Here is a 12,722-nt window from a genome sequence, read left to right on the forward strand (position 1 = left end):
TTTTTCTCCGCTGGCGGATTAGTTGGCGCTTTTGTGACACTATTTGATGCTTTAAGCTTGCATTAAGAATAACGGAAACAGGGGCTACAGGCATCCAATGCAGATCAAGATTCTGACAACCGGTGGCACAATCGACAAGGTCTATTACGATGCACTCAGTGACTATCGCATCGGCGAACCGGCTGTGACCGAGCTTCTGGCACACGCCGGTGTCAGTTGCGAATACAGCATCGAAAGCCTGCTGCGCAAGGACAGCCTTGAAATGGACGCGCATGACCGCACGATGATTCGTGACCATATCGCGGCCGGTGCCTGCCGTCATATCGTCATCACCCATGGTACCGACACCATGATTGAAACGGCGCGCGTTCTGCAGACACTGAACGATCGTACCATTGTCCTAACCGGCGCCATGCAGCCGGCCCGGTTTCGCGACAGCGATGCAGCCTTCAATCTGGGGGGAGCCGTCGCTCTGGCACAGACACTGCCCGCAGGCGTGTACATTTTCATGAATGGGCGCGTGTTCAAGCCCGAACAGACCATCAAGAATCGTGCGGCGGGACAGTTTCAGGAGCGTGCATGAACATTTTTAGCAGAGCCTGTGTCGCCATACTGGCGCTTCAGGTTTCCGTTGTCTGGGCCGTCAACGAGTCGGTTGCACCTGAGAGCGCTACCGGCTGGCAACACCCTGAGCGCGTCATCGCCGACGCGTCGCTGGTGGTCACGGCACACCCTCTGGCGACAGAAGCGGGCTTTGACATTTTACAGCAGGGCGGCAGCTCACTGGATGCGGCCATCGCCATTCAGGCGATGCTGACACTGGTGGAACCCCAGTCCTCCGGCATTGGTGGCGGGGCCTTCCTGCTCTATTGGGACCAGTCCAGCCAGACACTGCATGCCTATGATGGTCGCGAAACGGCACCGGCGGGCGTCACTGAAGGTCTGTTCCTGCAATCCGACGGGACCGCCATGCCATGGCATGAAGCGCTGGTAGGCGGGCGCTCAGTTGGCGTCCCGGGGGTATTGCGGATGCTTGAACTGGCCCATCAGCGCCACGGCAGACTGGACTGGCCGGTGCTGTTTGAAGCCGGCATTTCCCGTGCCGAGCAGGGCTTCCATATCGGCAACCGGTTACACCGGCTGATTGCGGACAGAGTCAACCCGGGGCTGGATCGCTACTCGGCCAGCCGTCAGTACTTTTATGACAGCAGCGGTGCACCACTGCCTGCCGGTACGCTGCTGCGCAACCCTGAGCTGGCCGAGTCATTGCGATTGATCGCCGCCCAAGGGGCCGACGCCCTGTATCACGGCCCTCTGGCAGACCGGATTCTAACCAGCGTAGCTGCTGCCGAAGACAACCCCGGCATGCTCAGCCGCATGGATCTGGCGAGCTATAGTGCGCGGGAGCGCGAGCCGATCTGTTTGCCCTATCGTGAATACCGTGTCTGTGGCTTTCCACCGCCCACCTCGGGTGGTGTGACGCTGCTGCAGATACTGGGCCTGCTGCAGCACACACCTCTGCACACGCTGCCCCATGACAGCAGTGGTTTTGCGCACCTGTTTACCCAGGCCAGCCGGCTGGCCTATGCCGACCGCGGTCGCTATCTGGCTGACCCGGATTTTGTCGAGATCCCGACAGCTGCGCTGCTTGATTCTGCCTACCTGCGTCAGCGCGCCAGCCTCATCAGCTCTGAGCACGATATGGGGCAGGCACAACCGGGCCAGCCCGTGGAGCTGGCCCGCACTGATGATCATTCGCCCGAGCTGCCATCAACCAGCCATTTTGTCATTCGAGACAGAGACGGTAACCTGCTGTCGATGACCAGCAGTATCGAGATGGCATTCGGCTCCACCCTGATGGCGGGCGGCTTTCTGCTCAATAACCAGCTCACCGACTTTTCCTTTATCCCCGAGATCAACGGCGTGCCCGTGGCCAATCGGGTTGAGCCCGGCAAGCGCCCACGCAGCTCAATGGCACCAGTGATAGTGTTCGACGCCGATAACCGCCCGATCGCTGCGCTGGGCTCTCCCGGGGGCAGCCGCATCATCAACTATGTGGCGCAAAGCCTGCTGCTGATGCTGCATACCGATATGTCACTGCAGGATACCCTCTACCAGCCCAACGTCAGCAACCGTAACGGCGATACCGAACTGGAGGAGTCCACCTCCGCCGAGCAACTGCTGTTCGAGCTCAGGGATATGGGGCATCGCGTGAGTATTCGGGAACTGAACAGCGGCGTGCACGCCATTCGCCAGCGGCCGGACGGTCGCTGGGAGTCGGGGGTCGACCCCCGTCGGGAAGGGACGGCACTGGGCCAATAAACCGCCAGCCCACCAGCCGTATGCTTACTGGCGGTTGATGTGGTTGACCGAGCGCAGGCTGCGCAGTTTGCGAATTACCCGCGCCAGGTGGACACGGTTGTAAACGGTCAGCTCCATGTGCACGCTGAACAGCTGACCATCGCGCTCACCGCTGTCGATCTTGAGCAGGTTAGCACCCACACTGGCTGCGGCCGTGGCCAGGTTGGCAATGATGCCGCGCTGGGATTCCACCTCAAGGTAGAGCCCAACCACGAACTCCTCCTCGTTGCTGTGTGGCGCTGACCATTCCAGATAGATCGTCTTCTCGGGATTGTCGCGCAGATAGCCGATGTTGCGGCAGTCTGTACGGTGTACCACCAGCCCTCGACCGCTGCTGATGTGACCGATAATGCTGTCACCGGGAATGGGGTGACAGCAGCGAGCATACTGCATCACCATCCCCTCGGCGCCCCGAATGGCCAGAGGCCGGCCCTGTTCCGTCAGCCCCGGGTCCTGCTCCACATGCTCGGCAGGCCGCAGTCGGCGCGCCACCACATACGCCATGCGATTGCCCATGCCGATATCTTCCAGCAGGTCATCCAATTGCTTGAACTCAGCCTCGTCCAGCAGCTGAGCAAGCTGGTCAGGGTCAATATCATCGAGGCTGGCACCATAGTTGCCCAGGAACTGACTCAACAACCGACGTCCCAGCTCGATCGATTCATTGCGCTGCTGATTCTTCAGAAAATGGCGGATGCTGGTCCGCGCCTTGCCGGTCACCACAAAATTGAGCCAGGCCATGTTGGGCTGTGCTCGCGGTGTGGTAATGATTTCGACCGTCTGGCCACTTTCCAGAGGTTCGGACAGGGGGGCCAGGCGACGATTGATACGACAGGAAACGCAGGAATTGCCCACATCCGTATGCACGGCGTAGGCAAAGTCCACCGGTGTCGCGCCGCGTGGCAGCTCCAGAATGCGCCCCTTGGGTGTGAAGATGTAGACCTCGTCCGGGAACAGGTCCTTTTTCACGTTCTCGATGAACTCCATCGAGTCGCCGGCGCTTTGCTGCATTTCCAGCAGCCCCTGTACCCATTTGCGGGCACGGTTGTAGGAGCCCAGTGCGCTTTCGGTGCTGCCCTTGACCTTGTAATGACTGTGTTCGGCAATCCCCTGGCTGGCGACTGCATCCATGTCACGGGTACGTATCTGTACCTCGATGGTCATGCCTCGGGCGCCGAACAGCACCGTATGCAGTGACTGGTAGCCATTGGCCTTGGGAATGGCGATATAGTCCTTGAAACAGCCCGGTACAGGCTTATACAGATTATGGACTGTCCCCAGGATACGGTAACAGTCGTCAACACTGCCGGTCACGATACGGAAGGCAAACACGTCCATGATGTCGGCGAATGCCTTGCGCTGCACCTTCATCTTGCGGTAGATGCTGTAGAGGTGTTTCTCGCGACCTGAGACACTGCCGCTGAGCCCTTCCTGATCCAGTCGGGCCTGAATCGATTCACGCACCTGTTCAATGATGTCCTTGCGCTGGCCACGTGCATGCACCACCGCTCGACGAATACGTTTGGCGCGCATCGGGTAATAGGACTGGAATGCCAGATCTTCCAGTTCAACCTGCAGGTCTCGCATACCCAGACGCGCGGCAATGGGTGCATAAATATCGAGGGTTTCGCGGGCAATGCGGCGCTGCTTGTCAGGCCGCATGGCACCGAGGGTACGCATGTTATGCAGCCGGTCCGCCAGCTTGACCAGAATGACACGAATGTCTTCCGCCATCGCCAACACCATTTTCTGGAAGTTCTCGGCCTGGGCTTCCGCCTTGGTCTCGAACTCCAGATGGGTCAGCTTAGAGACACCGTCCACGATATCGGCCACCGATGTGCCAAACTGGCCCTCGATACCGGCATAGTCGATCTCGGTGTCTTCGATTACATCATGCAGCATGGCCGCCATCAGACTCTGGTGATCCATGTGCATGCCGGCCAGTACGTTAGCCACCGCCAGTGGGTGAGTCACATAGGGTTCGCCGCTTTTACGACGTTGACCATCATGGGCCTGTTCGGCATAGAAATAGGCGCGACGTACCCGAGCGATCTGATCCTGTGTCAGATACTCTTCGAGGCGATGTGAAAGGGCATCAATGGTCGGCATCTATCACTCCGTCAGGCCAAGGCTGGCACTTGGGCCAGCCATATAACCCTGATGATGCCGTATTACGCGTGCGGGGGAAAGATCAGCGCTGTACCTGCTCATCCAGCACGCTGCGATCGACCAGTTTTTCGGCGATTTCACGCAGGGCAACAACGGTGGGCTTGTCGTTTTCCCAATCGACCTTGGGGTCCTTGCCGCCAACTGCGATCTGGCGCGCACGCTTGGATGCGATCATCACCAATTCAAAACGGTTTTCGACATTTTCCAGACAATCTTCAACGGTTACTCGTGCCATTGCGGACCTCAGACAGGGTTGGAGCCAGAGAAAAGACAGATAAGTCTACGGGGGTTTCAGCGCTCAGACAAGAGCTCACTCAGCAGTTCGGCCTGCAACTGCTGCTGCACCTCCTGCCGCAACCGCCGCGCCTTGAACAGGCTGGCCAGCTGATCCAGTGCCACCTCGAATCGGTCGTTGATCACCAGATAGTCATACTCCGGATAGTGGCTCATTTCACTTACCGCAGCAGACATCCGCCCGGCGATGATGGCATCACTGTCCTGGCCCCGATTGGTAAGGCGCTCACGCAGAGCGGCTCGACTGGGGGGCAGAATGAAAACCGTTACGGCTTCTTCGGGCATCAAACGTCTGACCTGTTCGGCACCCTGCCAGTCAATCTCAAGGATCACATCCTGCCCTGCAGCCAGCTGCTCACGCACCCATTGCTGGGAGGTGCCGTACTTGTTGCCGAACACTTCGGCATATTCAAGAAACTGGCCCTGCTCGATCAGCTCATTGAATGCATCCATGCTGACAAAATTGTAATCCTGGCCGCCCACTTCACCGGGGCGTCTTGCCCGTGTGGTATGGGATACCGATACCACCAGTTGAGGGTCCTGCTCCAGCAGAGCCTTGACCAGACTGGTCTTGCCAGCGCCAGAGGGGGCGGAAAGAATGTACAGTGTGCCTGTGAGCTGAGTCATTGCCTGTTGTCCCGATGTCATCCTGATTGCGAACCGAAACTATAGCATGCAGCTCCAGACTGACCCAGCACCCTGCTTCGCAATACCCTTAGCCAAACGCCAGGTCACGCAGGAACAAAGCGATCTGCGGGAAGATGATCAGCAAGGCCGCTGCCAGTATCAGCATGAAGACAAAAGGTGGAGTCCCTTTGATCACCTCAATATAGGGGCGCCGGAATATGGCGATCGCGGTGAAGATATCACAGCCAAACGGCGGGGTTGCCGAACCGATGGCCACCTGTAGCGTGATCAGCACCCCAACCAACACGGGATCAAGCCCTGCAGAAGCAACCAGCGGGGCAAAGATCGGCACCAATACCAGAATCACCACGATCGGATCGACAAACATGCAGCCGATAAAGAACGCGATACAGATCGCGATCAGCACCCCTGTAGGGCTGGCATCGGCCAGCCCCAGTGAGGCGATAATGGTTTGGGGTATCTGCGCGAAGGAGATGATCCAGGAAAAGGCCGCTCCGGCCGCTACCAGAATGAACACGACCGCCGTGATCAGACCGGTCGATTTGGCAATCTTGTAAAGTTCGGCGGGTTTCAGAGCCCTGAACACGATGAACTCGAGAATGACGGCGTAGAGTACACACACCGCTGCCGCTTCGGTCGGGCTGAATATGCCGCCATAGATGCCCCCAACAATGATAACAGGGAAGCCCAGTGGCCAGATCGCCTTGCGCACGGCCTGCCAACGCTCGGACCAGCTGGCCTTTTCTTCCGTGGGCACGCGGTTAATGCAGGCGTAGATATAGCTGTAGAGCGCAAACATGCCGAGAATCAGTAGACCCGGTCCGACACCGGCGATAAACAGTTCTGATATTGAGGTGTTGGATACGACACCATAAATGATCATGCCGATGCTGGGTGGAATAAGGAAAGCGATATCGCTGGAGTTGATGATCAGCGCCAGCACAAAGCTGTCCTTGTAGCCCGCCTTGAGCATCTTGGGGCGCAGGGGGGAGCCGACAGCCACTACCGTTGCCTGCGTTGAACCGGAAACAGCCCCGAACAGGGTACAGGCGGTCGCCGTACTGATCGCCAGTCCGCCCCGCACATGACCAATGAACTTCATAACCATGTCGATCAAACGATCAGCCGAGTGCCCCCGGGTCATGATATCCGCTGCCAGAATAAACATGGGGACCGCGATCAGAGAGGTGGGGCGAATACCGGCCATGAACTGCTGGATCATGAAATCCATCTGATCAAAGCCGCCAAACATGCTGTAAAAACCGATGAAAGCCGCAACAATCAGCGGAATCATCATCGGAAATCCAAGCAGCAGCAGCACGATCATGGTGCTGACCATAATGGCGGTCATTTATTGACTCCCTTCAGCAGAGGACCACACACGGCGTCAGTTCCGGTCATACCCATCTCTCACTTCAGTCGACAGATACACGGCATCGGAAGAAAGCAGATTCTTAAGCGCCGTCAACAGATACTGAACGCCGGTCACGCTCAGGCCGACCGGTACCCAAAGAAATATCCACCAAACCGGTATCTGCAACGACGAAAGCACCCGCCCGGAGCTGGCCACCGAGCCGATGTAACGAATGGAAAAGAAGGCCAGTGCAAACATTACCAGCGACGTCACCAGCGCAATTAGCATCATCAGCCAGCGCCTGCCGCCCGCCGGCAGCACATCGAACAGGGCCGACATGCGAATATGTCGCCCATGGCGTGCAGCATAGCCAATACCGGCAAAGGTGATCATGACGATCAGAATGCGGTTCACTTCTTCGGTAAAGAAAAAGCTGTGCTGAAACACGAAGCGTCCAACCACATTGGCTACGGTATTCAGTGCCATCAGCAGCACCCCGGCACCCAGGATCAATGCCTCGGCATGCCCAAGCCAGCGATCCAGATACCCCAGTGGTCCGGGCAGAGCTGAAACAGGCTTACTCGATATATCGGTGTCAGCGGACATTCAGGCCTCCACTCAGCGATCAGGCAAGAGAGAGCCGCCGGGCCCTCTCTTTCCTGTATCCCGGTTATTCGGCGGTTGCCGCTTCCAGGTCCTGCTTGAACTGCTCCAGCAAAGCCTTGCCGCTGTCGCCTGTCATTTCGATGTATTTGGCTTCAACATCCTTGGCCGCGGCGCGGAACGGGGCGCGCTGCTCTTCTGTCAGACGCACGACTTCAATCTCGGGCTTCTGCTCAAGAATTTTCTCCAGTGAACGTTCACTGAGCCCCTTCTGGTACTCCATGATGTGGTCGAACGCCACGTCCATCGCCTCATGTATCAGGGCTTGATCAGCTTCGGGCAGTCCATCAAAGAAGCGCTTGTTGGCCATCACGGCAGTGGTGAAGTTGTTATGGCCTGTAAAGGTAATGACGTCGCTGACTTCATACATCTTGGCAGACTCGACCCAGAACAGCGGGTTTTCCTGTCCCTGTATGATGTTGGTCTGCAGGCCGCCATACACCTCCCCCCAGGCCAGTGGCGTGGGTGTTGCACCGAATGCCTTGTAGGATTCCACCAAAAGCGGGTTGGTCATGACACGGATTTTGACACCGTTAAGGTCGGCCGGCTTTTCGAACGGCTTCTGAGTGGTAATGACCACTTCACCTTCTGGAAACATTTTCAGCAGTTCAAGGCCATGCTGTGCATAGATTTCCTTGAAGTCTTCATTGATAGCCTTGCTGTTGCGGAAAAAGCTGTCCAGTGCCTCATGGGTTTCCGGCAGCAGATAGGGAATGAAGAACACTTGCGCTTCAGGGATCAGGGAACCGGTAAAGCCCGGAGACTGGTCGACAAACTGGAGCAACCCGGCCTGTGTCTGCTCCATGGTGTCAGCAGACTCACCCAGCGTACCGTAGGGAAACAGCTGAATGTTATGGTCGGAATTGGCTTCAATATGCTCCTTGAACTTGGTGGCATAGACGCCTTGTACATCGGTAATGGCTTCCTCGAACGCATAGCGCCAGGTTGCAGCCTGGGCTGACGTCGTCGCTCCGAGTGTTGCCAATGCCACCGTACAGGCGCCTACCAGTGTCTTGAGCTTGTGCATGATTTTGGTCTCCAATCCAGGGTTTGCGAAACAGGCGCCCAACCAGATGCTGGCCCCGGGGCACCGCCGCTCCCGTTACAGAATAGTTCCTTTTTAAATACTTAGCACATCTATGTATATCAATGCAAAAACTGAACCGACGCCTCCGGCGGATTCGGAAAGAATAAAAAACAATGCCTTAAAACAGCAAATTAACACCAAATTCAGTGATATTTGACGATTTTAACTGCAGAAGCCGGACAGTCCATATCCAACGAACTCATACATAATTTCCATATTCGCACGGCCTCCCGATCTGACCGTCTGCACCTGATTGCTGAAAAACTGCGTATCAAGCTCGGATCCAACGGAGCGCCCGCATTAGTCTCTACGGGCAGACCCACGAACCGCGACTGGATGACAACCCGGTACTGATGAAGTGCGGCCGAGGGCAGTACATCGCAGGTGTCGGTGCAGATCCGCGCGGCGGTCGCCATTTCAATCTGAACAGGCAGGCAGAACAATTTGACCCGGAAGGCATCAACGTTGCCCGCTGGGCACCCGAACCGGCTCCTTGACCTGAACCACTGGCACTTCATGCATCAATCAAACCGTGCAAACGGATCAAAGCCCGTACACATGTCCAGGGCACGACGGACACTGCCATCTATTCGATATTCTGGATCTGCTCGCGCATCTGCTCGATCAGCACCTTCAGTTCAACCGCACTGCGTGTGGTTGCGGCGACAATCGACTTGGAGGACAGAGTATTCGCCTCTCGATTCAGCTCCTGCATCAGAAAATCCAGCCGCCGCCCGACTGGTCCTTTTTGTTTGAGCACACGGCGCACCTCCTGCACATGAGTCTGTAAACGGTCGGTCTCCTCGTCCACATCCGCCTTCTGTGCAATCAGTACTATTTCCTGTTCAAGGCGTGCTGTATCCAGTTCCGCACTAAGCTCGGTCAGCCGGGCGCGCAAGTTGTCACGCTGCCCCTGCAGGATTTTCGGCATCAGTGTGTGGACATCCGCCGTGATCTGCTCAATGGCAGCCAGCCTCTGCTGAATCAGCTCTGCCAGTTCAGTCCCTTCACGCTCACGTCCGGCAACCAGATCCTTCAAGGCCTGTGTAAACAAGCGCAATGCATGAGCCTTGACCTCTGCCATATCCAACGTTGACTCCTGCAACACGCCTGGCCAGGCCATCACCTCCATCGGGTTGATTGGCTGCGGCTTGGACAACAACTCGCTGACCTGAGTCAGCGCAGCAATGACCTCTTGTGCGCGTGCCTGATCAACATGCATCGACTCAGTGCCGCGTTCCGGGATAAAGCGCAGCGTACACTCAACCTTGCCGCGACTCAGAAGCTGACGCAGCTGTTCACGCAGCTTGCCTTCGATATCACGCAAGGATTCGGGCAAACGGAAATGCGGTTCAAGATAGCGGTGATTCACTGAACGCAGCTCCCAAATGAGAGTCCCCCAGGGTTGTTGCTGCTCCTGGCGAGTAAAGGCGGTCATGCTTCGTGTCATAATCAGGCGATCTCTATTAGAATTGCTACCTGATCCATTTTAACAGTCATCGGCCAGTCCTGCGCGGGCCATGACAGCGACCAAGGGTAGGTAACATGAGTTCCAGCTTCTCCGAACAGATACAGAACCTCGGGCTGAACAAAATGCGTCCAAGCGGCCGACAGGCGGACCAGATGCGTGACATTCGCATCACCCGCAACTTCACTCGCCACGCAGAAGGTTCTGTTCTGGTGGAGTTTGGTGATACCAAGGTGATCTGTACCGCCACAGTTGATCGCGGCGTTCCACGTTTCCTGCGCGGCAGCGGTTCCGGATGGGTTACCGCTGAATATGGCATGCTGCCCCGCTCAACCAACACTCGCTCTGACCGCGAAGCCGCCCGCGGCAAGCAGACAGGCCGTACCATCGAGATTCAGCGCCTGATCGGTCGCTCCCTCAGAGCAGCGCTCGACCTGAAAAAGCTCGGCGAAAATACGATCACCATCGATTGTGATGTCATTCAGGCAGATGGAGGCACGCGCACGGCTTCAATTACGGGAGCCTGCGTAGCCCTGATGGATGCCATCAACGTACTGAAGCAGGACAAAAACGGCGCCATGAAGGGTAACCCGGTCAAACAGATGATCGCTGCCGTCTCTGTGGGCATCTACAGAGGTGAAGCAGTACTGGATCTGGACTATGCCGAAGACTCCGCAGCCGAGACTGACATGAACGTCATCATGACTGAAGCCGGTGGTTTCATTGAAGTACAGGGAACAGCAGAGGGCGCGCCCTACTCCCAGGAGGAACTCAACGCAATGCTGGATCTCGCTCGCAAGGGCATTTCCGAGCTGGTCGAGCTGCAAAAGCAGGCACTGGCAGGCTGAACAGCCAGCCGCTGGTTTCATTGCCGGCGGCTGGTGTTTTCAGATATCGATGTCGTAATCGATCGTCAGGGGTGCATGTTCCGAGAACCTTTGATCACGGTAAATGCGCGCACTTTTGACAACCTTGCGCAAGTTGGCCGTTGTAATCTGGTAATCCAGGCGTGCACCTTCGTTCAGCGACCAGGCACGATTATAGTCCGGCCACCAGGTGAACTGTCGCTCAGCTTTGTTAACCTCTCTGAAAGCATCGACATAGCCCATCTCGTCCAGAACCTCTTCAATCCAGGTCCGCTCTTCTGCAAGGAAACCTGATACCCGCTGATTGACATACCAGTTGCTCAGGTCCACTGGTCTGTGGGCAATATTGAAGGTTCCGGCGAAAATAAACTCTCTGCGTTTTCGCAGCGTTTTTTTCAGGTGGCCCATGAACAGCTCCAGATACTCCATTTTGCCGGCCTGAGCTTCTTCACTGCGCAGGCCGGAAGGGATGGTCATCGAGCTGACGCTGACCTTGTCGAAGTCTGCCTGGATAAAACGGCCGTTGAAATCGCACTGCTCAAAGCCAAGGCCTGTCATGATCGCCTTCGGCAGATGCCGTGTATAGATGGCTACACCGCTGAAACCGTCCTCGAAGGCGTCAAAGAAATACGCATGATATCCTTCCGGGTGATAGCGATCACCATCAAGCTGGTACTCTTTTGCCTTTAGATTCTGCAGGCACACTACATCAGCATCCTGCTGGGCCATCCAGTCAAAAAAGCCATTATCTGCTGCCTGTTCAATACCCTGAGTATTGAAGGTAATCACACGCATACTGTCTTTGCCCCGTGAGCGTATTCGAACGAATCTGGGATGGAAGGTCAAAGCGGAATTGTACCGGCTGCGCCCCTGAAATTGAAATTTTTCTACAGGCCCTGACGTGGATGGGAAAAGCCCCAGCAGGTATTATTAGCGCCACACTCACCTGCATGCGGAGAAAAAGATGCTCGACTACAAACGTGATTTTATCGACTTTGCCTTGAAAAAAGAGGTTCTTCGCTTTGGCGAGTTCACCTTGAAGTCAGGTCGTAAGAGCCCCTATTTCTTCAATGCAGGCTTGTTCAATACAGGATCTGCGTTGGCTCAGCTGGGCCGCTTCTATGCTGCAGCACTGCAGAATGCCGGCATTGAATACGACGTGATGCTTGGCCCTGCCTATAAGGGCATTCCTCTGGCAGCCGCCACCTGTGTGGCCCTGGCCAATGAACATGATCTCGATATCCCTTACGTATTCAACCGCAAGGAAGCGAAGGATCATGGTGAAGGCGGTAGCCTGGTGGGTGCACCGCTTGCAGGACGTGTCTTGATCATTGACGATGTAATCACGGCTGGCACAGCCATTCGTGAAGTAATGGCGATCATTCAACAGGCAGGCGCAACACCCGCTGCTACCCTGATAGCGCTGGACCGACAGGAACGCGGCACAGGCGAGTTGTCAGCCATTCAGGAAGTGGAGCGTGATTATGCCATGCCAGTCATCAGTATCATCAGCCTGGACGATCTGGTGCAGTACCTGCGCGAGCAAGGAGATATGGACTCTCAACTGGCCGCTATTGAAGCCTATCGTGCCGAATACGGGATCAAATCCTGAGCAAACATTAATTCAGTGACAGGGCCCGCCGCAGGGAGAGCGCCGGGCCCTTTCTTTTGCCTGGCGTTTATCCGCCCCAATGCAAAAACCCCGGCCTCAACGAGACCGGGGTTTCTGGTATTAAGTGCCTGGCGATGACCTACTCTCACATGGGGAAGCCCCACACTACCATCGGCGATGACGCGTTTCACTGCTGAGTT

Annotated in this window: 12 protein-coding genes and 1 rRNA gene; 4 read left to right on the forward strand and 9 right to left on the reverse strand. The window is 56.5% G+C overall.

Going from position 1 to position 12,722, the window contains the following annotated elements:
- Positions 1–97 precede the first annotated feature (97 nt).
- A complete protein-coding gene (locus tag ABIE60_RS12035; RefSeq protein WP_354469627.1) occupies positions 98–583 on the forward strand; it encodes an asparaginase domain-containing protein in 486 nt (161 codons plus the stop codon).
- The gene (gene ggt / locus ABIE60_RS12040) at positions 580–2,322 is read left to right on the forward strand and encodes a gamma-glutamyltransferase (protein WP_354469629.1); all 1,743 of its coding nucleotides are present in this window, start codon (positions 580–582) and stop codon (positions 2,320–2,322) included. Before ABIE60_RS12035 ends, ggt begins: the two co-directional genes overlap by 4 nt.
- Positions 2,323–2,346: 24 nt before the next feature.
- Here ggt and spoT read toward each other — a convergent pair whose 3' ends face one another.
- The 7 genes from spoT to ABIE60_RS12075 all read right to left on the reverse strand — a co-directional run bounded on the left by spoT (position 2,347) and on the right by ABIE60_RS12075 (position 10,026).
- Positions 2,347–4,470, reverse strand: a complete 2,124-nt coding sequence (spoT, locus tag ABIE60_RS12045) for a bifunctional GTP diphosphokinase/guanosine-3',5'-bis pyrophosphate 3'-pyrophosphohydrolase (protein WP_354469631.1) — start codon at positions 4,468–4,470, stop codon at positions 2,347–2,349.
- A gap of 82 nt (positions 4,471–4,552) precedes the next feature.
- Positions 4,553–4,765 (reverse strand): DNA-directed RNA polymerase subunit omega, encoded by a 213-nt coding sequence (gene rpoZ / locus ABIE60_RS12050; protein WP_091826252.1) that lies wholly within the window; start codon positions 4,763–4,765, stop codon positions 4,553–4,555.
- Between the two features lie 56 nt (positions 4,766–4,821).
- On the reverse strand, positions 4,822–5,451 hold the full coding sequence (gmk, locus tag ABIE60_RS12055; protein ID WP_354469632.1) for a guanylate kinase: 630 nt from the start codon (positions 5,449–5,451) through the stop codon (positions 4,822–4,824).
- An 88-nt stretch (positions 5,452–5,539) separates the two neighbouring features.
- The gene (locus ABIE60_RS12060; RefSeq protein WP_354469634.1) at positions 5,540–6,823 is read right to left on the reverse strand and encodes a TRAP transporter large permease; all 1,284 of its coding nucleotides are present in this window, start codon (positions 6,821–6,823) and stop codon (positions 5,540–5,542) included.
- Between the two features lie 36 nt (positions 6,824–6,859).
- Positions 6,860–7,432, reverse strand: coding sequence for a TRAP transporter small permease (locus ABIE60_RS12065; RefSeq protein ID WP_354469635.1), 573 nt, complete (start codon positions 7,430–7,432; stop codon positions 6,860–6,862).
- A gap of 64 nt (positions 7,433–7,496) precedes the next feature.
- The gene (locus ABIE60_RS12070; protein ID WP_354469637.1) at positions 7,497–8,516 is read right to left on the reverse strand and encodes a TRAP transporter substrate-binding protein; all 1,020 of its coding nucleotides are present in this window, start codon (positions 8,514–8,516) and stop codon (positions 7,497–7,499) included.
- Positions 8,517–9,162: 646 nt separating this feature from the next.
- Entirely contained in the window at positions 9,163–10,026 is an 864-nt protein-coding gene (locus ABIE60_RS12075) for a YicC/YloC family endoribonuclease (protein ID WP_354469638.1), read from the reverse strand.
- Positions 10,027–10,121: 95 nt separating this feature from the next.
- On the opposite strand from ABIE60_RS12075, the gene rph reads away from it, so the two are divergent.
- Entirely contained in the window at positions 10,122–10,892 is a 771-nt protein-coding gene (gene rph / locus ABIE60_RS12080) for a ribonuclease PH (RefSeq protein WP_354469640.1), read from the forward strand.
- Between the two features lie 39 nt (positions 10,893–10,931).
- Here the strand turns inward: rph and ABIE60_RS12085 are convergent, their stop codons facing one another.
- Positions 10,932–11,705, reverse strand: coding sequence for an exodeoxyribonuclease III (locus ABIE60_RS12085; protein WP_354469641.1), 774 nt, complete (start codon positions 11,703–11,705; stop codon positions 10,932–10,934).
- A gap of 169 nt (positions 11,706–11,874) precedes the next feature.
- Between ABIE60_RS12085 and pyrE the strand changes: the two genes are divergently transcribed.
- Positions 11,875–12,522 carry an orotate phosphoribosyltransferase gene (pyrE, locus tag ABIE60_RS12090; protein ID WP_354469643.1) on the forward strand — a complete coding sequence of 216 codons (648 nt, stop codon included), beginning with the start codon at positions 11,875–11,877 and terminating at the stop codon, positions 12,520–12,522.
- Positions 12,523–12,648: 126 nt separating this feature from the next.
- Here pyrE and rrf read toward each other — a convergent pair.
- Positions 12,649–12,722, reverse strand: a 5S ribosomal RNA gene (gene rrf / locus ABIE60_RS16565); the annotation flags it as partial.

Source organism: Marinobacterium sp. MBR-109, from assembly GCF_040547565.1.
Classification (GTDB): Bacteria; Pseudomonadota; Gammaproteobacteria; order Pseudomonadales; family Balneatricaceae; genus Marinobacterium.

Bases quoted from the DNA above. Each gene is read 5' to 3' on its own strand.
- ABIE60_RS12035 (WP_354469627.1), top strand. From the start codon at position 98: ATGCAGATCAAGATTCTGACAACCGGTGGCACAATCGACAAGGTCTAT.
- ggt (WP_354469629.1), top strand. From the start codon at position 580: ATGAACATTTTTAGCAGAGCCTGTGTCGCCATACTGGCGCTTCAGGTT.
- spoT (WP_354469631.1), bottom strand. From the start codon at position 4,470: ATGCCGACCATTGATGCCCTTTCACATCGCCTCGAAGAGTATCTGACA.
- rpoZ (WP_091826252.1), bottom strand. From the start codon at position 4,765: ATGGCACGAGTAACCGTTGAAGATTGTCTGGAAAATGTCGAAAACCGT.
- gmk (WP_354469632.1), bottom strand. From the start codon at position 5,451: ATGACTCAGCTCACAGGCACACTGTACATTCTTTCCGCCCCCTCTGGC.
- ABIE60_RS12060 (WP_354469634.1), bottom strand. From the start codon at position 6,823: ATGACCGCCATTATGGTCAGCACCATGATCGTGCTGCTGCTGCTTGGA.
- ABIE60_RS12065 (WP_354469635.1), bottom strand. From the start codon at position 7,432: ATGTCCGCTGACACCGATATATCGAGTAAGCCTGTTTCAGCTCTGCCC.
- ABIE60_RS12070 (WP_354469637.1), bottom strand. From the start codon at position 8,516: ATGCACAAGCTCAAGACACTGGTAGGCGCCTGTACGGTGGCATTGGCA.
- ABIE60_RS12075 (WP_354469638.1), bottom strand. From the start codon at position 10,026: ATGACACGAAGCATGACCGCCTTTACTCGCCAGGAGCAGCAACAACCC.
- rph (WP_354469640.1), top strand. From the start codon at position 10,122: ATGAGTTCCAGCTTCTCCGAACAGATACAGAACCTCGGGCTGAACAAA.
- ABIE60_RS12085 (WP_354469641.1), bottom strand. From the start codon at position 11,705: ATGCGTGTGATTACCTTCAATACTCAGGGTATTGAACAGGCAGCAGAT.
- pyrE (WP_354469643.1), top strand. From the start codon at position 11,875: ATGCTCGACTACAAACGTGATTTTATCGACTTTGCCTTGAAAAAAGAG.